The 20,818-nt window shown below is 62.5% G+C and carries 21 protein-coding genes; all 21 read right to left on the bottom strand.

The genetic code is table 11. The features are described 5' to 3' along the window. Window positions 1-9: 9 nt before the first annotated feature. On the bottom strand, window positions 10-783 hold the full coding sequence (locus tag LC094_RS11125) for an SDR family NAD(P)-dependent oxidoreductase (protein ID WP_226552862.1): 774 nt from the start codon (window positions 781-783) through the stop codon (window positions 10-12). Beyond that, window positions 780-2,798 (bottom strand): acetoacetate--CoA ligase, encoded by a 2,019-nt coding sequence (locus tag LC094_RS11120; RefSeq protein WP_226552861.1) that lies wholly within the window; start codon window positions 2,796-2,798, stop codon window positions 780-782. The genes LC094_RS11125 and LC094_RS11120 overlap by 4 nt, the downstream gene beginning before the upstream one ends. After that, entirely contained in the window at window positions 2,795-3,652 is an 858-nt protein-coding gene (locus LC094_RS11115) for an HAD-IIA family hydrolase (RefSeq protein WP_226552860.1), read from the bottom strand. The genes LC094_RS11120 and LC094_RS11115 overlap by 4 nt, the downstream gene beginning before the upstream one ends. After that, window positions 3,652-5,115: a hypothetical protein gene (locus LC094_RS11110; protein ID WP_226552859.1), complete on the bottom strand. Its 1,464-nt coding sequence runs from the start codon at window positions 5,113-5,115 to the stop codon at window positions 3,652-3,654. The genes LC094_RS11115 and LC094_RS11110 overlap by 1 nt, the downstream gene beginning before the upstream one ends. Further along, on the bottom strand, window positions 5,112-6,476 hold the full coding sequence (locus LC094_RS11105) for an acetyl-CoA carboxylase biotin carboxylase subunit (RefSeq protein WP_226552858.1): 1,365 nt from the start codon (window positions 6,474-6,476) through the stop codon (window positions 5,112-5,114). The genes LC094_RS11110 and LC094_RS11105 overlap by 4 nt, the downstream gene beginning before the upstream one ends. 4 nt (window positions 6,477-6,480) lie before the next feature. Next, on the bottom strand, window positions 6,481-6,954 hold the full coding sequence (accB, locus tag LC094_RS11100) for an acetyl-CoA carboxylase biotin carboxyl carrier protein (RefSeq protein WP_226552857.1): 474 nt from the start codon (window positions 6,952-6,954) through the stop codon (window positions 6,481-6,483). Continuing rightward, complete coding sequence (locus LC094_RS21570; protein WP_264186458.1) at window positions 6,951-7,079, bottom strand: hypothetical protein; 129 nt, start codon at window positions 7,077-7,079, stop codon at window positions 6,951-6,953. Before LC094_RS21570 ends, accB begins: the two co-directional genes overlap by 4 nt. 128 nt (window positions 7,080-7,207) lie before the next feature. Next, on the bottom strand, window positions 7,208-8,080 hold the full coding sequence (locus LC094_RS11095; protein ID WP_226552856.1) for a helix-turn-helix domain-containing protein: 873 nt from the start codon (window positions 8,078-8,080) through the stop codon (window positions 7,208-7,210). Continuing rightward, window positions 8,062-9,108 carry a branched-chain amino acid ABC transporter permease gene (locus LC094_RS11090; RefSeq protein WP_226552855.1) on the bottom strand — a complete coding sequence of 349 codons (1,047 nt, stop codon included), beginning with the start codon at window positions 9,106-9,108 and terminating at the stop codon, window positions 8,062-8,064. Before LC094_RS11090 ends, LC094_RS11095 begins: the two co-directional genes overlap by 19 nt. Window positions 9,109-9,152: 44 nt before the next feature. Continuing rightward, window positions 9,153-10,034, bottom strand: coding sequence for a branched-chain amino acid ABC transporter permease (locus LC094_RS11085; protein WP_226552854.1), 882 nt, complete (start codon window positions 10,032-10,034; stop codon window positions 9,153-9,155). Then, entirely contained in the window at window positions 10,031-10,786 is a 756-nt protein-coding gene (locus tag LC094_RS11080) for an ABC transporter ATP-binding protein (RefSeq protein WP_226552853.1), read from the bottom strand. Before LC094_RS11080 ends, LC094_RS11085 begins: the two co-directional genes overlap by 4 nt. After that, window positions 10,783-11,541, bottom strand: a complete 759-nt coding sequence (locus LC094_RS11075; protein ID WP_226552852.1) for an ABC transporter ATP-binding protein — start codon at window positions 11,539-11,541, stop codon at window positions 10,783-10,785. Before LC094_RS11075 ends, LC094_RS11080 begins: the two co-directional genes overlap by 4 nt. A 4-nt stretch (window positions 11,542-11,545) precedes the next feature. Continuing rightward, the gene (locus tag LC094_RS11070; RefSeq protein WP_226552851.1) at window positions 11,546-12,847 is read right to left on the bottom strand and encodes an ABC transporter substrate-binding protein; all 1,302 of its coding nucleotides are present in this window, start codon (window positions 12,845-12,847) and stop codon (window positions 11,546-11,548) included. A gap of 180 nt (window positions 12,848-13,027) precedes the next feature. After that, the gene (locus LC094_RS11065) at window positions 13,028-14,011 is read right to left on the bottom strand and encodes an asparaginase (protein ID WP_226552850.1); all 984 of its coding nucleotides are present in this window, start codon (window positions 14,009-14,011) and stop codon (window positions 13,028-13,030) included. 39 nt (window positions 14,012-14,050) lie between these two features. Next, the gene (locus LC094_RS11060; RefSeq protein ID WP_226552849.1) at window positions 14,051-15,244 is read right to left on the bottom strand and encodes an ABC transporter substrate-binding protein; all 1,194 of its coding nucleotides are present in this window, start codon (window positions 15,242-15,244) and stop codon (window positions 14,051-14,053) included. After that, a complete protein-coding gene (locus LC094_RS11055; RefSeq protein ID WP_226552848.1) occupies window positions 15,244-16,293 on the bottom strand; it encodes a CobW family GTP-binding protein in 1,050 nt (349 codons plus the stop codon). The genes LC094_RS11060 and LC094_RS11055 overlap by 1 nt, the downstream gene beginning before the upstream one ends. After that, window positions 16,290-16,622 (bottom strand): hypothetical protein, encoded by a 333-nt coding sequence (locus LC094_RS11050; RefSeq protein WP_096805213.1) that lies wholly within the window; start codon window positions 16,620-16,622, stop codon window positions 16,290-16,292. Before LC094_RS11050 ends, LC094_RS11055 begins: the two co-directional genes overlap by 4 nt. A gap of 77 nt (window positions 16,623-16,699) precedes the next feature. Continuing rightward, the gene (locus LC094_RS11045; RefSeq protein WP_219786430.1) at window positions 16,700-17,578 is read right to left on the bottom strand and encodes a polysaccharide deacetylase family protein; all 879 of its coding nucleotides are present in this window, start codon (window positions 17,576-17,578) and stop codon (window positions 16,700-16,702) included. A 23-nt stretch (window positions 17,579-17,601) separates the two neighbouring features. Then, window positions 17,602-18,669, bottom strand: coding sequence for an ABC transporter ATP-binding protein (locus LC094_RS11040; protein WP_226552847.1), 1,068 nt, complete (start codon window positions 18,667-18,669; stop codon window positions 17,602-17,604). A gap of 80 nt (window positions 18,670-18,749) precedes the next feature. Next, complete coding sequence (locus LC094_RS11035) at window positions 18,750-19,970, bottom strand: ABC transporter substrate-binding protein (protein WP_226552846.1); 1,221 nt, start codon at window positions 19,968-19,970, stop codon at window positions 18,750-18,752. Window positions 19,971-20,047: 77 nt separating this feature from the next. Beyond that, window positions 20,048-20,800 carry an SDR family NAD(P)-dependent oxidoreductase gene (locus LC094_RS11030; protein WP_226552845.1) on the bottom strand — a complete coding sequence of 251 codons (753 nt, stop codon included), beginning with the start codon at window positions 20,798-20,800 and terminating at the stop codon, window positions 20,048-20,050. Window positions 20,801-20,818: the final 18 nt, after the last annotated feature.

Raw genomic sequence — 20,818 nt, 5'->3', positions numbered from 1 at the left:
CATCCTCCCTCAGCGTGCCGCGCAGCCGCCGTCGATCACGAGACTGGTGCCCGTGACGAAATCCGACGCAGAGGAGGCGAGATAGAGCACAGATCCCATGATCTCCTCCGCCTTGGCGGTGCGGCCCATGGGGGTGAACGCGACGGTCGCCTTGGCAAACTCCGGATCGTTCGGATCGCCAATGGCGGTGTCGAAAAAGCCCGGACAGATCGCGTTCACCTGCACGTTGTCTTTCGCATACTCCAGACCCAGCTCGCGCGTCAGGTTCACTACCGCGCCCTTGGTCGCGGTATAGGCCGGAAGCGGCGCAACAGCGGCCGCGCCCGCAAGCCCCCACATGGAGGCGGTGTTGATCACCTTACCGCCACCCGTTTTGAGCATCTCGCGGATCGCGGCGCGGTTCACATAGAACACGCCGTCGAGGTTGATCCCGACCGTCTTATGCCAGTTCTCGCTCTTGTAACCGTCCAACCGCGCGGGCTCCGGATCGGCGATGCCCGCGTTGGCGCAGGCGATGTCGAGCCGACCGAACCGCGTGATACAGGTGGCGATGACACCCTCGACGGCGGCCTCGTCCGAGACATCGCCGACCACGGTTTCCACCTCGGTCGCGCCCAGCGCGGAGGCGGTGGCCTCAAGCCCCTTGGCGCTCACATCGAAAAGCACGAGCTTCGCCCCATTGGCGGCCAGCACCTCGGCCATCGCGCGACCAAGTCCGGAACCCGCGCCGGTGATAAAGGCCACCTTTCCGGTGACATCGAAAATCTTTTGAGCGGTTGTCATGCGCGTTCCTCCTCGCGTGATTGGGTTTCGCGCCAGTCGGCGGCATAGTCCGCGAACCAGCGCAGGGCGTGGGGATTGCGGGTTGCGCCTTCGCTCGCCACATCCGCCATGGCCGCGCCCAAAAGGAGTTTGCGCACAGGCACTTCCATTTTCTTGCCCGTCAGCGTCAGCGGAATTTCCGGCGCCTGCAAAATCACATCCGGCACATGGCGCGGACTGCGATCCTTGCGCAGCGTCGTGCGGATCGCGCCGATCAGCTCGTCGGTCAGCGCCACGCCCTCGGCCAACTCCAAAAACAGCGGCATGAAATAGCCGCCCTGCCCGTCCTCGACACAGACGATGAGGCTGTCCTTAACGCCCTCGAAACTGTCGACCGTGCGGTAAATCTCCGCCGAGCCGATGCGCACGCCAAAGCGGTTGAGCGTCGCGTCCGAGCGCCCGAGCACCAAACACGTTCCGTCCTCGTGGAACACCACCCGGTCGCCATGGGTCCAAACACCCGGGAAGCGTTCGAAATAGCTCGACCGGTAGCGCGCATTCCCGTCGTCGCCCCAAAAGAACAGCGGCATCGAGGGCATCGGCTTGCGGATCACCAATTCGCCCACCTCATCGGTCAGCGGCTCACCCGCCTCGGAAAAGGCCTGCGCATCGGTGGCGAGGCCGCGCGACTGGATCACGCCCGCGCGCACCGGCTGGATCGGCGCACCGGCGAGAATGCCCGAACAGAACTCCGTCCCGCCCGATTGCGAGGTGACCCAGAGATCGGATTTGACGTTGGCGTAGACCCACTCAAACACCTCCGGCGTGGCGGGCGAACCGACCAGCATGACGGATTGCAGGGCTGAGAGATCAAAGCGCTCTTTCGGCACGATGCCTTGCTGTTTGACGATCTGCAAAAACGTCGGGTTTGTACCGAAGACGGTCGCACCGGTGGTCTCGGCCAGCTCAAAGAGCGAGGTGATTTCGGGAAAAGCCGGGTGTCCATCGTAAAGCACGGCGGAGGCGCCCATGAGCGGCCCCCACATCAGCGTGTTCCACATCATCCAGCCTGTGGTGGAATAGAAAAACAGCGTGTCGGAGGGCTTCAGATCGAAATGCACTGCCGCGGATTTCAGGTGCTCGACCACGATGCCATGATGCCCATGCACGATGGGTTTCGGCAGGCCGGTCGTGCCCGAGGAGAACAACACCCAAAGCGGATGATCGGACGCCACACGGGTGTAGGTGAAGGCCTCGCGGGTCACTTCCGCACCGGAGAGCATGTCGTCCCAGGTGTGGATCGTGCCATCGAACGCCGGGGCCTTGGCCGCCGTCGGTTGGTAGTCGAGCATCACCAAATCGCGCGCCTCGGGCAGCGCCGCGAGGATCATCGCGAGGTCTTCGGTGCGGTCGAAATCCTTGCCGCCGTAGCGATAGCCATTGGCCGCAAACACCAGTTTCGGCGCGATCTGACCGAAGCGGTCGATCACCGTCTGCGCACCGAACTCGGGCGCAGCAGAGGACCATGTGGCGCCAATGGCCGTGGTCGCGAGCATGGCGATCACCGCCTCCGGGATGTTGGGCATATAGGCGGCAACGCAATCGCCCTCGCCGAGGCCCATGGCGCGCAGCTTGGTCGCCAGTTTCCGTACGGCGGACCCAACCTCCCCCCAGCTCATCGTCGCATGGGGCCGCAACTCGGACGAGTGATGTAGCATCACGCGGGCCGGATCGCCCGCCTCTTCGAGCCGCAGCACATGTTCGGCGTAGTTGAGCTTGGTGCCGGTGAACCAGCGCGTGTCGGGCATCGGGTCGGCGCTCATCACCTCTTTGATCTCGCCATCATGGATCACATCAAAATAGGCCCAAAGCTGACGCCAAAAAACCTCCGGTTCGTCAATCGACCATGCAAGCATGGCATCGTAATCGTCGAAGGCCAGACCCTGTCCGGCCAGCCAGTCCAAAAGTTTCGTGGCATTGGCTGCGGCATGACGGGCCGCCGGCGCGGTCCAGAGAATATCGGTCTGCGTGGTCATGTCAGGCTCTCCTCCTGCGCAAAGAGCCAGTCTTGCGCTTCGAATTCTTCAAGGCTTTTCAATACGATGTCGGCGCGCCAGTCGGGCGGGGCAGCAAGAAAATCGTGACGCTGTGCGATCCCGGTGGTGACGCCCACGGTGATGGCGCCCCCGACCCGGCCCATGCGAATTTCGAGTTTCGGATCGTCGCCGATCACCACCATGTTGCGCGCGGCCACACCGGTTTGCTCGGCGATCATCTCAAGCCCCCAGGGCGCGGGCTTGCCGATCACCGTCGGCTCGACGCCGCTGGTGTGAGCGATCATTGCTCCGACCGAGCCAGAGACCCCCAACACGCGGCCCTTTGCGCCCGCGAAATAGGGGGCATCCGAGACGGAATAGGGCATCGCGCCCTCCCAGACCGCTTCGACCATGGAGGTGAGTTGCGCGAGGTTGAAATCCCGTGCCCAGCCGACCAGAACGGCGTCCACGTCGCGCGCCTCATCTCCGGTCTCTTCTCCGGCGACAACAACATCAAACCCCGCAGCCCGCATCGGCTCCACCGTGCCTTCAGCCCCCAGAACCATCACACGTTTGTGCCCGGTCTGGTGCAGGTGATGCGCCGCCACGCTGGCGGGCGTCATCACGCGGCCTTCGTCCAAAACGATTCCGGCATCGGCCAGACGCGGGTAGTAATGCTCCGGCGTGAAGAACGTCCCGTTGGTGTAGGCCCAGACATCCATACCCGCTTCGCGACAAATCTCCATCGCGCGGATCGCGCCCGGAAGCGCCTCATAGGTGCCTTTCGCCTTGTCCATCATCGCCAGCGTGCCGTCGATGTCGAAGACCGCGACATTCAGAGAACGACCGTCCATCAGCGGCCTCCTTTCAGTTCAAGAGTGAGACCGGGTTTGGACAATTTCACCTCCCCCAAATCGCGCCGCGACGTCAGCTCGCGGATCAGATCGACCGTGGGCCGGGTGCTCGGGTCATAGCCCCGGCGCGCGGGACCGGCGGCCTTCATGGCGTCGACCTGTTCGGCGGGCATCACGGCGCGGAGCAGGAATTCCTCGTCCGACAGGTCCTTGCCGATCTTGGCGCGCAGCTCGTCGAGCGAGGCCATATGCGGCTCTTCGGTCAGTTCTTTCGCGCGTTTCGAGCTTTTGATCCGGTCCTCAAGCGCGCTGTCCATCGGCATCGCCGGTTGCCCAAAACGCCCCAAAGCATAGCGCACCACCTCGTCGGGGATGGTCGAATAGCGCTCGCCGCCAATGACGTTCAAAAGCGCCTGCGTGCCGACCACCTGCGAAAACGGCGTGACCATGATCGGATAGCCGAGATCGGCGCGGACGCGTTCGACCTCTTCGAGCACCTGCGGCAAAAGATGCAGGCGTTTGGTTTCTGACAATTGCCGTTTCAGCGTCCCCATCATGCCGCCGGGCATCTGGTGGCGGAAATAGCTGCGGTCGAATTCCTGCGGCTGACCGTGGCTCAGCCCCTCGGCCTGCGCCAGCGCGCTGAAATAAGTGTCGATCTCGGCGATGGCCTCATCATCCACATCGACGCGCACCCCCATGTCGCGCAGGTTGCGCAACGTCGAGGCGACGGCGGGTTGCGACGTCCCGTTGGCGGCCGCCGCCGAGGCCGTGTGAAGGCAATCGACGCCCTGCCCCGCGGCCTCCAGATAGGAAAACTGCGCGAGCGCGATGGTGGAATGCGAATGGAACTCCAAAGGCATCTGACCGACCGCCTTGCGCAGCGCCGGAAACAGCGTCGCGGCACGCTCGGCGGAGACAAGCCCGCCGGGGTCTTTGAGGTAAAGCCGGTCGAACTTTCCGGAGTTCGCCAGCGCCTCGGCAGCTTTGGCGAAATGCGCATCGTCATGCAACGGCGAGAGCGTAAAGGTCAGCGCCGCGACGATGCTTTCCCCCCCGGCCTTGCGCGTCAGATCGGCCATGGTGGTCATGGCAGAGATGTTGTTCATCGGGTCCATGACGGCAAACCGCCGGATGCCGCGATTGACCAAAAGACGGAAGGCAAATTCCATCAACTCATGACTGGCCACCTCCCAAGAGATGAACCGCATCCCCGTCGTCAAAAACGACAACGGCGTCTCCGGCATGGCCTCGCGCATCAGGGACAGACGCTCCCAAGGGTCTTCCTTGGTGAACCGCACAGCGACGGCCATGTGGGTCGAGGTCGAGAAATCAATCGCCTCATAGCCAACGCGGTCCATGACCGGCGCGATTTGCAGCATCTGCGCGGTGTCGAGGCCCGTGGCGCCCCAGAGGCTCTGGTTGCCGTCGCGCAGCGTGGTGTCGATCAGGGACAGGCTCATTGGCAAACCTCCGCGCCATGAAGTTCAAGGAAACGCGGCAGGTAGGTCGTATCGACTCCGCCGGCGCGAAATTCACCCTCGGAGAGGATCGCATGATGCAGCGGCGCGTTGGTTTTCACGCCTTCAAGCACACAGACATCGAGCGCCTTGAGCATCCGGTCCATCGCCTCTTCGCGGGTGGCGGCATGGACGATCAGCTTGGCGATCATGGAATCGTAATAGGGCGAGATCATCGCGCCGGGCACCATATGGGTGTCGACCCGAAGGCCCTCCATCGGCGGGAACCAAGCCATAGTGACGCGTCCCGGCGCGGGGCGGAACTCATGGGCGAGGTCTTCGGCGTTGAGGCGACATTCGATGGCATGACCGGTAAGGCGGATGTCATCTTGCGTGAGCGTCATGGGCTTGCCCTCGGCCACCGCGATTTGTTCAGCCACAAGATCGAGGCCGGAGATCATTTCCGTCACCGGATGTTCGACCTGAATCCGGGCGTTCATTTCGAGAAAATAAAAGCTCTGTCGCTCCATATCGACGAGGAATTCAACGGTGCCCAGCGAGCGATAGCCAAGGTGGCGGGCGAATTTCACCGCCGCCGCCAAAAGCCCGTCTCTGAGCGCTTTCGGCAGTTCCGGCGCGGGGGCTTCCTCGATCACCTTTTGATAGCGGCGCTGCACCGAACAATCGCGCTCGCCCACGTGCAGGACCGTTTCGCCATCGGAGAGGATTTGCACCTCGACATGGCGTCCGACTGTGACGAAACGTTCGAGATAGACCCGCCCGTCGCCAAAGGCCGCGGCGGCCTCGGAGGTCGCCAAATCAAGCTGACTTTCCAGATCTTCCATCCGATCCACACGTTTCATCCCGCGTCCGCCGCCGCCGGATACGGCCTTGATCAACAAGGGAAATCCGATTTCTTCGGCGATCTTACGGGCGTCTTCCACGGTCTCGGCAGAGCCCCCCGGCACCAGCGGCACCTTGGCGGCTTCGGCATGGCTGCGCGCGGTGAGCTTGTCACCCACGGCGTCGAGATGCGGCAGGTCAGGGCCGATGAAGACGATCCCCTCCTCGGCACAGGCTTCGGCCAGCGCACGGTTCTCGGAGAGAAAGCCGTAGCCCGGATGAATGGCGTCACAGCCGGTGCCCTTCGCGGCCTCCACGACGGTGCCGACAGAGAGATAGCTTTCAGTCGCCCGAGCGGGCCCCAGACAGACGGCGCGGGTGGCCAATTTGGCGCCCAAAGTGTCGCGATCCGCCTCGGAGACGCCCAGCACGGTTTCGATGCCCAAGGCGCGGCAGGTCTTGATCACACGCACGGCGATCTCGCCGCGATTGGCGATGAAAATTCGTTTGATAGGGGTCATCGGTTCACTCCGGCTGAACGGAGATCAGCGCCTGACCATGTTCGACCAGCACGCCGTCTTCGGCATGGATCGCGGTGACGATGCCCGCCACATCGGCGGTGACGGAGTTCATCAGCTTCATCACCTCGATGATGCCGATCACCGTGTCCGGCTCGACGCGATCGCCGACTTTGACGAATGGCGCAGCGCCCGGTTTCGGCGCAGAATAATAGGTGCCCAAAAGCGGCGCGGGCACTTCGGAGCCGCCACCGGAGGCGACAACAGGGGCCGCGACCGGGGTGGCCTCACTCGGCTTCGGAGTGGGCGCGACTTGCGGCGCAGGCGCTTCGGCAACAGGCGCAGCAACCCCGGATTGACCCGCCCCGCGACGGCGCAGCTCAATCTTGGTGTCGCCGATCTCAAGGCGCAGTTCGTCGAAATCGGATTGATCGACCAGCGCGAGAATGTCGTTGATGTCTTGTCGTGTCAGCGCGCTCATGCCCCGGCCTCCGTCACAAAACGGACGTTCAGGCACAGCGTCGCCATGCACGCAAATTGCGTGTTCAATGCGGTCATTCGGTAATCCTCCCATTCGAGACCCGCGTTGTGAGATGTGCGTTTCACTGCGGGTCTTCTTACAGTTTGAGGCTAGGCGCTGTGCCCCGCCCCATCAATCGCGTGCGGCCAAAGTTTCACCCTGTGAAATTTTTATGGCGCAACGTTTCTCAGGGTGAAATCTTCGCACTGAAATCTTATGGCGCGATTTTCTTCTGACCCGCGCTTTGCTGGGTAAAGCTGTTCTGGGCCTCCATCAGGCCTTCGGAAATCTCACGCGCCGCCTCTTGCAACGGACCGACGAAGCGTTCGATGGCCTGCGCACGCGGCAGCACTTTTTTGGCCCATGTGATGTTGATCGCGCCGACGGTGGAATAGCCGACGACAATCGGCACACCGACGGAATCGCGGCCGTCATCATGGCTGGCGCGGCCCTCGTCATAAGAGCCGCCAAAATCGGCATCGCGCAGACCGAACCCCTGTTCACGGGTGATGGCGATGGCCTCGGCGACCATCTCCGGCACGGCAGCCATAAGATCGCCCTTGCGGCCCGTGCGGCGCAGCGCATCCAAAATCGCCTCGCGTTTGGCGTCCTCGCAATAGGCGATGTAGGCGCGCCCCGTGGCGGAGCGCAACATATTGATCTTAAACCCCAAAGGTCCGAGAGGGATGTGGTGAAAATAGCTGCGCGGCGTGTTGGCCTCGATCACCTCCATACAGGTGAGACGCGGCGCTGCCAAAACAGAGGGCCATTTCACCTCGCCCGTCAGCGCCTCCAGAACCGGCGAGGCGACCTCGACCAGACGGGTTTCGCGGTCGACCCGATTGGCCAGCTCGGACAGGGAATAGGACGGGATGTAATGGTCGTCCAAGATGCGTTGCCAGATCATGCCACGCTCGGCCAAGGTTTTCAGAATCCGCAAAAGCGAGGCCTTCGGAATGCCCGACATGCGGTGCAGATCGTGCAGGCTGACGGCGCCCGCGGCCTGGATGAGTTGCAACACCTCCAGCCCGCGCGCAAGCGATTCAATGGATTTCACCTGAACCTGTTTCACCCGTCCGCGCTCCATCCCGATCCTTTCCCGCTCTTCTCGGTCTCAGGCGCCTCAAGATGCCGCCCGACCATCACCAAAGACAGGCCGTGCCGCGATGAGAGATAACCCCAGATGCCCTGCGGAAATCCAAGCGCCATGACAATGGCCGAAGCCCCGAGCACCAGAAGATACCAGACACCGTAGCCGCCCAGAAAGGTTTCGAGGAGGAAAAAAACCACGGCGCCCAAAATCGCGCCTTCGAAGGTGCCGATGCCGCCGACGATGACCATGAAAATCGTATAGGCCATCCATTGCACGGAGAAATAGGCTTTCGGTTGAAAGCTTACGTTGCCCGCGAGCCAAAGCGCACCGGCAAGCGCCGCGCCGAAGGCCGCGAAGACAAAGATCACCTGTTTGGTGCGGACCACATTGACGCCTACGGAATGCGCCGCCGCCTCGTCATCGCGGATCGCCTGAAGCGCCGCCCCGATGCGCGAGCGCAGCAAGAGGAACATGGCGGAGATCACAGCGACGGCGGAGACCAGCGCCATGAGATAGATCACCAGATTGCGGGTCTCGGCAGGCACCGCATTGAGCGCGATGAGCGACACGCCGGTCTCGCCCTGAATGAGCGGATCGAGATTGACGAGGAGATGAAACAGCGTCGCGAGCACCCACATGCCGATGGCAAATTCGCCCTCCCTGAGCCGCAGCATGACGAAACTCACCGGAAGCGCGATGGCCCCCACGACAAGAGCCGCAACGACGAGCGAGGGAAAGACCGGCAGCCCTGCATCCGAGAGCCGGATGGTGACATAGGCGCCGAGGCCAAAGAACCCCTGTTGCCCGACAGAGACCTGCCCGGCGTACCCCGCCAGCGCGTTCCAAGTTACGGCCAGAAGGATGTAGACAAACAGCGCCACCGCCCGGTCCATAAAGGCCGCGCCGGTGACCGCCGGGGCCAGTGCCAGAGCGGCGACGGCGACGGCGAAAAGCAGCACAGTGATCTTGGCCCGCGGGGTCCAGCGACGGACGCGGTAAGGGGCAGTGGTTGCTTGGGCCATGGGAGAAGTCTCCGTGGAAAGGTTGGACAGAGAAGACGAGAGGCTCATGCCGCAGCCCTCCGCAACTTGGGCAGGCGCAGCGTGCCGAACTGCAGACGCAGGAACAGCGCCGCGAAGAACACGAGATGCCCGCCGATGAGAAAGCCCTGGGTGTGAATGGTCGCGCCCAAGGTCTGGGCAAGGCCCAAGGTGATGCCGCCAAAGAGCGTGCCGCGCACGGAGGTCGACCCACCTATGACGGCCGCCTGAAAGGCAAACAAAAGCTGGGTCACACCGGCGTAGGGCGTGAATGTGGTGCGCATGCCAAGCGCCGCCCCCGCCACGCCGATGGCGACAAAGGCCAGAGCCGAGGCGATGGTGCGGGCGCGCCGGGCATCGACGCCGACAAGCCCCGCCGTGTCCGGATCGGTCGCGGTGGCCCGGATCGCCCGGCCCAAAGGCGTGCGCGCAATCAAGAGCGTCAGCCCGGTCAAAAGCCCGACAGCGGCCAAGAGGATATAGACCGAGACCTTGCCAACCCAAAGCCCGCCGATCTCCCAGGACGCCCAGGCGAGATCGCCCAGAGCATTGGCCAGGGTGCGCGTGTTGGCGCCCCAGATTTGAAAGATCAGATTGTCGATCACCACCGAAAGCCCAAAGGTCGCCAGCACCGACAAAAGCTGTCCACCCTTTTGCACCGGCTCGAAAATCAACCGATCCACCAGCGCGCCGATCACCGCCATGATCGGCAAGACGGCCAGCACCGCAAGCCAGACATTGATCCCCAGACTGTCGGTCATCGCCAAGACGAGATAGGCTGCGAGCACGGCAAAAGAGCCATGCGCGAGGTTGATGATCCCCATGATGGAATAGAGAAACGCGAGGCCCACGGCCAAAAGCGCGTAGTAGCCGCCCAAGAGGACGCCCTGCAGCAGAATATCGATCATGTCATGGCTCCCATGGCAGGATTGGCATGGTCTTCAGACCCCTGTGCTCCGGGCGGAAGACCGAAATAAGCGCCGATGATCTCCTCGCGGGAGAGGCTGTCGGCGCGGCCCTGAAGGACGATCTCGCCCTCCAGCATACAAATCACCCGATCCGCCACCGACATGGCACGGCCAAGATCCTGTTCGACGACGATGACACCGGTGCCCGAAGCGCGCAGCTCCGGCAGAACGGCATAGACGCGGTCGACGATCGCGGGAGACAGGCCCAGAGAGACCTCATCGAGCATGATGACATCGGGGTTGCTCACCAGCGCGCGACCGATGGCCACCGCCTGTTGTTCGCCGCCGGAGAGGTGCGTACAGGCCGAGTAGCGGCGCTTGTTCAGATTGTCGAACACGTCGAAAACCCGCTCCGGCGTCCAGTCGCCGGACCGCCCGACCTGCGCCCCGAGACAGAGGTTTTCCCAGACGTTCATCTGGCTGAAGAGCTTGCGCCCCTCGGGCACGAGCGCCAGACCGCGCTGCACCCGTTTGTGGGCGTCGCAGCCGGTGAGATCCTCGCCTTTGAGCGTGACCGTGCCGCCTTGGTCCTGATGGGCGCCAGCGATGGAGCGCAAGAGCGTGGATTTGCCCGCGCCATTGGCGCCGACCAAAGCCACCACTTCGCCGGGCGCGACGGAAAAGGAGACGCCTTTGACGGCGCTCAAAAGCCCGTGTCGGGCCGTCAAATCGGAAATTTCGAGAACGCTCATGTCACCCCCTGCCCCAGATAGGCTTCCATCACAGCCGGATCGCGCATCACCGCTTGTGGATCGCCATCGGCGATAATCCGGCCCATATCCATGCAGATCAGCCGCTCGGAGACCTGCAACAACACATGCACGATGTGCTCGATCCAGACGATGGCACAGCCCGAGGCGCGAATTTCGCGGATGATCTCGACCAACACCTCGGCCTCGGCATCCGTCAGCCCGCCGCCCACTTCGTCCAACAGGATCACGCGCGGCGAGGTCGCCAAAGCGCGTGCCATTTCCAGACGTTTGCGATCCAAAAGCCCGAGCCGATCCGCCTGCGTGTTGGCCAGCGGCAACATGCGGCAAAGTTTGAGCGCACCGTAAGCCAGCGCATCGGCATCGCCATTTTCAGGCCCTCCAAAACTCGCCGCGAGACGGGCGTTTTCGAACACCGTCAGCCCCCCGAAGGGCCGCGGGATTTGATGCGTGCGCACCACGCCGCGTCGACACATGATCTCGGCGGGGGTGCCGGTCACGTCGGCCCCATCGAGCCAGATCGTGCCCGTCGAGGGCGCGAAAGCCCCGGTGAGGGCGGCGAGAAAGGTCGATTTGCCCGCCCCATTGGGACCGACGATGCCCACCGCCTCGCCCGCCCTGAGATCGAAACTCACCTCAGAGAGCGCATGCACCGCGCCAAAGGATTTGCCGAGACCCGACACGGAGAGAATGGGAGGCGCAGCCTGCGCCCCCTCCGTCATTTTAACCTGTGCCATGGCATCACCCGTTATAGGGCATCAACGTGCCAGCCACCGGCACGTTCGGATCGGTGGCGTTTTCGGTCAGCACCTGACTGAGCGGAAAGCCACTGCCCTCCACCGGCTGCCACTGCGAGCCGAGAATCGGACCATGCGCCACGTTGGGCACCGGGCCGGAGGTGAAATCGACCTTGCCGTTCACCGTCTCGACGTTGAGCTGCGAGATCGCGGTCGCGATGGCGTCCCGCTCCATCGGCGCGCCGCTTTGATCGAGCGCGACCAAGGCGACGTCAAACAGCGCCAAAGAGGCCCCGAGTTGCAGCATCCATTGCCGCCCGGTTTCGGCCTCATAGGCGGCGGCGAGGGCTTCTGCGCTGTGGCCCGTGGTGGGCGAGCTATAGGGCATGTCGCGGTGCCAATAAACGGCGGAGGCGAGTTTCGGTCCGAGCGAGCCCATGGCCTCGATGTCGGATTGGAAGAGGCCGGTCTTGGCGACCTGCACGATCTTGACCTGACGGCTCAGCCCCTGTTGCGCGGACTGGCGCCAGAAAGTGGCGAAATCCGGCGGCAGGGCGAAGGAATTGATGATCTCCACGCCGTTCTCGCGGAAATAGCGGATTTGCGTGGTGTAATCGGAGGTAAAGCTCTCAAACGCGCCCGGATCGAACACCTCGAACCCCGCGGCCTGAAGTTGCGGCGCGAGCATGGCGCGCACGGCATTGCCATCGGCATCGTTCGGATAGAGCACGCCAACCTTCTTGTTGGTGTCGAGCGCGTTCCACTGCGAGATATAGGCCTGCGCAAATTCATCGACGCCAAAGCCGAAATGGTAGGAATATTTGAACGGGCTGGGCTCGCCGGGCTTCGCCCCACGGCCAAAATAGAACGCCTGCCACGGCATGACGGTCGAAACACAGGGCACACCCGCCGCCTCGCAGGCGTCGGCCACCGGGTTGATGGTCTCAGGCGTGCAGGAGGCGAGGATGATCTGGACGCCTTCGCCATTGATCAGATCGCTTGCAAGCTGGGCGGCGCGGGCCGGGTCGGATTGCGTGTCGCGGTCGAGAATTTCGATCTCGCGGGTTTCACCGCCGATGGACACGCCGTCTGCCACGGCCTTGCGCACCAGATCGAGGATAAAGGGATCGGCCTCGCCAAAGGCCGCCAGCGGCCCGGAGCGCGGCGAGATGAAACCGATGCGGATCGGTGCGCCATCGGCGGCCATAAGCCCGCGCGCAGCCGTCAGCAAAGGCAAGCTCGCAAGCCCTGCGGTGAAGGCACGTCTGGAGACCCCGCCGGAGCGGGGGCGTTTCGAATGTGTCATGAGTTCCTCCCTGAGGCGCTTGGCGCGCCTTGATTGTTCCGGGCCTCCCTGACGCGATTTAGTCACGTCACCCGGTGCGCCCACTATGCGGGGTTTGCCGGAGGTCACATAGGAAGATTCCCGGAGGATTTCACAGGGTGAAATCCCGCCAGAAGAGGTCATTTGGAGAGGCGATAGCCCTTAGGCGTAGGCGGCCAAGGCCTTGGCCAGATCATTCCCGCTCAGCCCCTTGCCCAAAAGGGCCGAAAGCAGCAGCCGCGCTTTGACCGCCGAGAGATCCCCGGCCAGGAGCGCGCCGTTTTCCACAAGCGTCACACCGCCGCTGTCCTTGCCATAGATCGCTTGGGTGCGGCCTTCGTGACAGCGAGACGCCACCACGACCGGGCACCCCGAAGCGATAAGGCGCGCGGTGGCGTCAGCGAAACCTTTGGGCGCATTGCCACGGCCAAAAGCCGACAAAACAATCCCCGTCGCCCCCGCCTGCCCCGCCAGTTCCATCAGACGCGGCGTCGAGCCGAGGCACACGCCGATCAACTCAACATTCGGGTCGAGCGCAGGGGTGTCCAGCGCCACGCGGGCCTTGGCCGGGCGGGTGTAGAGATGAACGGTGCCGTGATCGACCTCGCCGAATTTACCGAGCCCCACAGAGCGGAAGGTGTCGACCCGCGAGGTATGCGCCTTGGTCACATAGCGTGCGCCATGGATGTCGCCCTCAAAGAGGATCACGGCGCCAACGCCCGTCAGATCGGCACTGGCTGCGGCACAGATCGCATCATGAATATTGCGCGGTCCATCGGTGTCGGGCTGACCGGCATGACGCTGCGCGCCGGTGAAGACCACGGGCTTGTCGCTTTTGACCAAAAGCCAGGCGAGAAACGCGCTTTCCTCCATCGTGTCGGTGCCATGGGTGACGACAACGCCGTCCACATTCGGCTCCGCCAAGACCTCGTCGATCCGGGCGCAGAGCCGGTGAATGGTCGCAAGATCAAGTGCATAGCTGCCCGCCGCCTCGAAATTCTCGACGGTGACCGTGATGCCATCCAACGGCTCATGCAGGCTCGCGAGCAGGGTTTCACCGCTCAGCCCGGCATTGACGGCACCGGCGGTTTTATCGGCGGCGGAGGCGATGGTTCCGCCCGTGGCGATCAAGACGACATGTTTCATCGGTGTCTTTCCGTGTTCAGCAATTTCAAGAGAGCGGCCCTAACTGGCGCGCCGTTGTGCGCGGCCTTTCGCGGCGGCAAGATCGACCAGCTCGCTCCAACGGCGCACGGCGTAATTGTGTTCGTCCATGGTCGAGTTCCAGATCGCGATGTGATGCGCACGGTCCCTGCGCGACCCACCGGAGCGGGTTTCGCCCGGACGGATCGCCGGACGCCCGGCCACGTCAACGAGCTCCTGCGGCGCAGGAAGGCCCTCGTACCAATAGTCCCATTCGGCCTCTGACATATGCGCTTTTACGCGGTCCGGCACGGACATGTAATAGCCCTGACGCGCCACGACGGACCCCGCGTAACCATCGAGATACCAGTTCAGCCATTCATAGGCCCGGTCGAGTTTGTCGTCTTTCAACAGACGCGACAGGCACATGCCGCCATGCCAGGCACGATAGCCTTCGAGCGGGCGGGCTTGGCGGACATGAATGCCGCGGCGTTTCATTTCCACAATCGTCGGCGACCAGATCGAGGCGAGTTTCAACTCGCCGCTCATAAAGCGCTCGACCGGTTCATCTGCACGCAGCCAGAAGGGGCTCAGGTGGCCGGCATGAATGAGGCTCTTGCCGTGTTCGATGAGGGCGTCGATTTCCGCCACGGACATATTGCCCATATTCTCGAATTCGATCTGCCCCGATGCCGACAGCGCCAGCGCCAGATCGAAGAGACCAATGGCAGGTTCATCGACCAAAGACACCCGTCCGGCCCATTGCGGGTCCAAAAGCGCCGCCCAGCTTCGGATGTCGCGATCCACATCCAAACCTTCGGTCTCCACCCCGAAACTGTCGAAGTTGTAAAAGGTTGGCAGCATGGAAATCTGACCGCTCGGACTGTCCGAGAGCGTCATGTCATGCTGCACGAAAAGCCGCGAAGCGGGCACATCGCCCAGGGCCTGACGCCCACTTGTCCCCATAATCCGCGACAGCTCGTCGAGATCGTCCCAATGGGTGATCCGGCGGGTATCGATGGCCTGCACGGCCCGCCAATACCAGACGATATCGAGGTTGTGGAAACACTGGTCGTAGATGTCATAGCTGGACGGATCGAGCGCGGCGGTGCGTTGCGCGCTGTTGAAATCCATCTCGATGAATTCGAGCGAAAAACCCAGATCCGCCTCGGCGCGATCCTTGAGAAAGCGCCACGGTTGAATTTCCGTGGTGAGAATACGAAGCGGCTCCGTCATCAGGCGGCGGCCCGGACCCCGGAGAGCCCCGTGAACGCGGCAAAGCTGCGGCGGATTTGTTCGGGCGAGAGCCCTTCGAGAATAAAGACGATGCGCGACTGGCGCGGGCCATCCGGCCAATGCGTCATATGCGTGGGCGCGTGCACGAGATGCTGCACGCCGTGAATCGCGATCGGTTTGTCTTCGCCTTTGAGCGCCAAAATACCCTTCACCCTGAAAATCCTATCACCATGCTTATGCAGCAAGAGTGTAAGCCAGGTTCCGAACATAGTCCAATCGATCTCACCCTCAATGACGAGGGAAAAGCTTGTCACGCCCAAGGCTTCGTCGTGATGTGCCGCGTTGTGATGGCTGTGCGCATGGTGATGATGGTGAGGATGGTCGTGCCCCTCATGATCACAGGCAGGCCCGCACGAATGCGCTTCCTGCGTCACCAAAGCCGCGGCAAAGGCGGCAGGGCCAAAGCCACCGAGGATGGTCTCGACCGGCTCCTGCGTGGTCATGATCCGCGCTGCCGGGTTGATCCGGGCCAAACGGTCGCGCAGGGCCTGATCCTCGCCCGGCTCAGCCAGATCGGTTTTGGTCAACACAATGCGATCCGCCGCAGCAATCTGGCGGACGGCTTCGGCGCGATGCTCGACCTGAAGCCGCGCATTGACGGCATCGACCGTGGTCAGCACGCCGCCATTGGTGAAATGCGAGCGCAGCACCGGATGCGCGGTCAAGGTCTGCAACACCGGATAAGGATCGGCCAGCCCGGTGGTCTCGATCACCACGCGGTCAAAGGCAATCTCGCCGCGCGCGCGCAGGCTGTCGAGATTGGACAGGGCGTCGGCCACCTCGCCACGCACGGTGCAACAGATACAGCCGGATTTGAGCAAGACGACGTTGTCATCGATCCGGTCGAGCAGGTGGTGATCCAGCCCCACCTCACCGAATTCGTTGATCAACACCGCCGCCCCCGCCATCGAGGGGTCTTGCAACAGGCGTTGCAACAGCGTGGTTTTGCCGGAGCCCAGAAACCCGGTGAGCAGAACAACAGGCGTCATGCGTCACCTCGCGCTTCCATCCAGGAAATCAACGCATCGTCGAGCGGATCAAAGTCGCGGCCTGCGAGGGCTTCGGCCTCGGGCCAGAGATGCGACAGGGCCTCGAACACACTCGACGCCCCGGTCGGAGAGGTCACGACATAGGACCGCCCCTGCCAGACATCGAGTTTGACACGACGGTAAGAGAGAATGTCATTCGCGGCTTTCATGCGGCGCGCGGCCTCGGCCCGACGGGCGGGCATATCGTGGTTGCGTGTGTAGACGCCCGGCCGCGCAATCGCGTTGGTCCAGTGATCGTCACACCCGAGAATACCGCACAGGGAACACATGGTCCGCTCCTCTCAAAACCGTCGAAAAAGACGGACGGCACAGGGGAAGGCCGTCCGCCCAGTGACCCCACGAGGAGTCAGCCGCGTGGGAATTTCGCGTCGTAATTGTCCGCCATCTCGTTCATGGTGACAAATTTGACGCCCTCATGCGAGGCCATGTGCTTGAACAGACGTTCGAGCATCAAAAGCACCTGCGGACGGCCGGAGACGTCAGGGTGGATGGTGATCGGGAAGACCGCGTAATCCATGTTTTCATAGACCCAGTCGAACTGGTCCTGCCACATCTGCTCGATGTCGCGCGGGTTCACAAAGCCATGCGAGTTCGGCGATTTCTTGATGAACATCATCGGCGGCAGATCGTCGAGATACCAGTTGGCCGGGATCTCGATCAGATCGGTTTCCTCGCCACGTTCCAAGGGCTTCATCCAGTCTTCCGGCTTGCCTGCGTAGTCGATCTTGGTCCAGCTGTCGCCCACACGCACGCGGTAGGGTTCGAAATCCTTGTGCATCAGCGAGTGGTCATACTTGATGCCTTTTTTCAAAAGCAGCTCGTTGGACACCGGCGAGAATTCCCACCACGGTGCCACATAACCAGTCGGGCGTTTGCCGGACAGCTCAGTGATCAGATCGATACATTTGTCCAGAACGGCCTCTTCCTGTTCCGGGGTCATGGCGATCGGGTTTTCGTGGCTGTAGCCGTGGATGCCGATCTCGTGGCCGCGTTTGGCGACCTCTTTCATTTGCTCCGGGAAGGTCTCGGCGGAGTGACCGGGGATGAACCAGGTGGTTTTGATGCCGAGCTTGTCGAAGAGATCGAGCAGACGGATCGAACCGACCTCGCCCGCGAACATGCCGCGGGAAATATCGTCCGGGCTGTCTTCGCCGCCGTAGGAGCCGAGCCAGCCGGCCACGGCGTCCACATCAATCCCGAAACCGACGAGAATTTCTTTTGCCATTGGATAAGTCTCCTGTTGGATAATTAAGCGTGAATGAGGGTGATGGAGGCCGGGTCGATCCCGAGGGTGACCGGCGCCCCAAGCGTCAGGGCGCGCACTTCGGGGCGATCGGCGCTGACTTCGACGGCGACGTCGCGTTCGCCCGGCAGGCGCACCTTAAGATGCCCGACCGCACCGACGAGATGCCGTTCGGCCAAAACGCCTTCGATGCGAATCTCGTCCGGCGTGTGCAGCGGCGCGATGCGGAAGGCTTCGGCGGGAACGACCGCGAGAGTCTCATCGCCCTGGCCCACGCCTTTCATCATGCCGTAGGGGGTCTCGACCATCCCGAAACCGGTGCCCGCCGCGCCTTTGGCCGTGCCTTCGAACACCGTGTTCGAACCGATGAAATCCGCGACAAAGGGCGTTTGCGGGCGGCGATACAGTTCGCGCGGAGCGGAGATTTGTTCGACCACACCGTTCGACATGACGACGACACGGTCCGACAGGCCCAAAGCCTCGGATTGCGCGTGGGTCACGAAGATAAAGGTGATGCCCAGCTCGCGCTGCAACAGTTTCAATTCGTTCTGGATGATCCGGCGCAGGTTGGCGTCGAGCGCGCCCAGAGGTTCGTCGAGCAACAGGATTTCGGGTTCGACCACCAGCCCCCGCGCCAGAGCGATACGTTGACGCTGACCGCCCGACAGTTTGTCGGCCTTGCGATCCGCGAATTGCTCCAGATCGAACATGTCGAGGATGCGATCCACCTTGCGGTTGCGTTCGGCCTTGGGCGTGCCTTTGACGTCGAGGCCAAAGGCGACATTCTCGCGCACCGTCATATGCGGAAAAAGCGCGTAGTTTTGGAAAATCATCGAGGTCGGACGCTTTTCCGGCGGGATGTGGGTCACGTTCTGACCCATCATCATGACCTCGCCATTGGTGATGTCCTCGAACCCGGCGATCATCCGCAGCGTGGTGGATTTGCCGCAGCCAGACGGGCCGAGAAAGGCCACGAATTCGCCCTTTTCCACCTTCAGATCGAAGTCGGAAACAGCAACGGTGCCATCGGAATAGGTTTTGCCGACGGAAATCAGCTCGAGATCGTAGATCATGCGATCAGCTTTCGTGTTTGAAGTGCAGGACATGGGCGGGCGGCCCTGAAGAGGGGAAGAGGGCCGCCCGCCTGCTCGGATCAGGCGTTCAGGAACTCGTCCCAACGCATGATCAGATGGTCGTATTCATCCGGCCACTGGTGCCAGTAAGCGACGTTGGACGCGCGCTCTTCGAGAGAGCCGCCATCGCGCAGATCGCCCGGGTTGATGCCGCGCTCGGCTTCGCCTTTCCACGGCGCACCTTCGTACCAGAAGGCATAGGCGTCGGGGTCCATCGCCTCTTTGATGTTGGTCGAGGGCGAGTAGTAACCCTGTTCGGTGACCGCGATACCCGGCTCGCCCGACAGCCAGAAGTTGGCATAGGCGATGACGGCTTCGCGGTTCGGCGTGCCTTTGAGCATCGACGGCCCGATCGCCCAACCGCGTGTACCTTCTTTCGGCGTCGCGTATTTGGCGGGTTTACCTTGGGCTTTGACGGCCATGACGGCGGGCTGCCATGCGTCGCAGACGACCATTTCGCCGGAGGCCATCAGGTTGACGAGCTCGCCGAAGTCGCCCCAAAGCGCACGGAACTGACCGTCTTTCTTTTTGGAGATCAGGAACTTCGCGGCTTCGTCGATCTCGTCCATCGTCGGGTTGCCGGGGTTCTTGGCATCCAGCAGACCGAGCGAGTTCATGGCGAGGATGGCCTGACCGATGGCGATGAGCGGGTCGACGTTCAGGCCGGATTTGCCCTTCCACTTCTCATCGAACAGCGCGGTCCAAGTGTTGGCTTCCTCGTCGGTGAGGACTTCGGGGTTATAGCCGATGGAGTCAAAGTTGTAGACAGCCGGCACCATGTAGAGCTGGGTTTTGGCGTCATCCGCCCAGATCTGACCGGAGATTTGCGCGCGCGCATCCCATTTCGGATTGGTGGTGGTGAAGGTGTCGCGGATCGAGGCCCAGTTCGGCAGATCAGCCGCCGGGATGGGGTCGACATTGTCGGTCGCGATCAGCGCCGGAAGACGTTCGCCGATGATTTCCCAGCAGTCGTAATCAGACGAGCCGGAGAGGATTTTGGTCTGCGCATCCGGGTAGGTGGAGGGCGTGCCGGAGGTGGTGCCGACGCCGGACGCGGCCTTGAACATCTCGAGAATCCGGTCTTGCACGGTGGTCGAGAGACCTGTGGTGCGCAGTTCCTGCTCCGAGAGATTGGCGGCATAGGCCATACGCGACCACGGGTGCAGGCCCGAGCCGAGAGCAGCAGCGCCCGCGGCGGCCCCGTATTTCAAAAAGCTACGGCGATTGGGTGTCAAAGTCATGGTGTCTTTCCCTGTTGATGATGACGTGGTGACATTGAGTGAAGTGCGGGGGCGTTCGTCGCCCCTCGTTGGCGACCTCAGTAGCGGCCGGGGGTCAGCCCCCCGTCCACAGTGATGACCTGACCGGTGAGGTAAGAGGCATCGGAGGAGGCGAGAAAGGTGATGACGTTGGCGATCTCGGCAGGCTCGCCCAGACGCTTCATCGGAATGTAGGGCGAGGCGATCTCTGCCGCGTCCGGGCCAAGGCTGTGGCCGGGATTGAGCAATTGCGCGGTGCGGATATAGCCGGGGGCGACACCGTTGACGCGAATGCCCTTGGCGGCAAATTCGACGGCGAGGCCGCGAATGAGACCGATCACACCGGATTTGGCGGTGGAGTAATGCACATGCTCATCCCAACCGTAGTTGGTCCCCATGATCGAGGAGAGGCAAATGATCGACGCGCCTTCTTTCATCTCTGGAAGCGCCGGGCGGATCACCCGCATCATCCCGTAGAGATCGACGTCGAGCGTTTCGTGCCAGGTCTCGTCGGTCATTTCCGCCATCGGCACGCGCAGGGCGATCCCGGCGTTGGCGACGATCACATCGATGCCGCCGAAGCGTTCGTTGAGCCCACCAACCAGCGCATCCGCCGCCTCGGTCGAGCGCACGTTCAGCGCGTGAAACTCGGCGCTACCACCCGCGGCTTCGATCTCAGCTACGACCGCTTGGCCTTTGTCTTCGAGCACATCGGTGACGATCACATGATCGCCCTTGGCCGCGAACGCGAGAGCAGCTGCACGACCGATGCCGATGCCCGCACCGGTGACGAGAACAATACGTTTATCCATTTGAGAGCTTTCCATTTT

It is taken from the genome of Celeribacter naphthalenivorans, assembly GCF_020524585.1.
Lineage (GTDB): Bacteria > Pseudomonadota > Alphaproteobacteria > Rhodobacterales > Rhodobacteraceae > Celeribacter > Celeribacter naphthalenivorans.
This window is presented reverse-complemented; position numbering and strand designations above follow the sequence as displayed.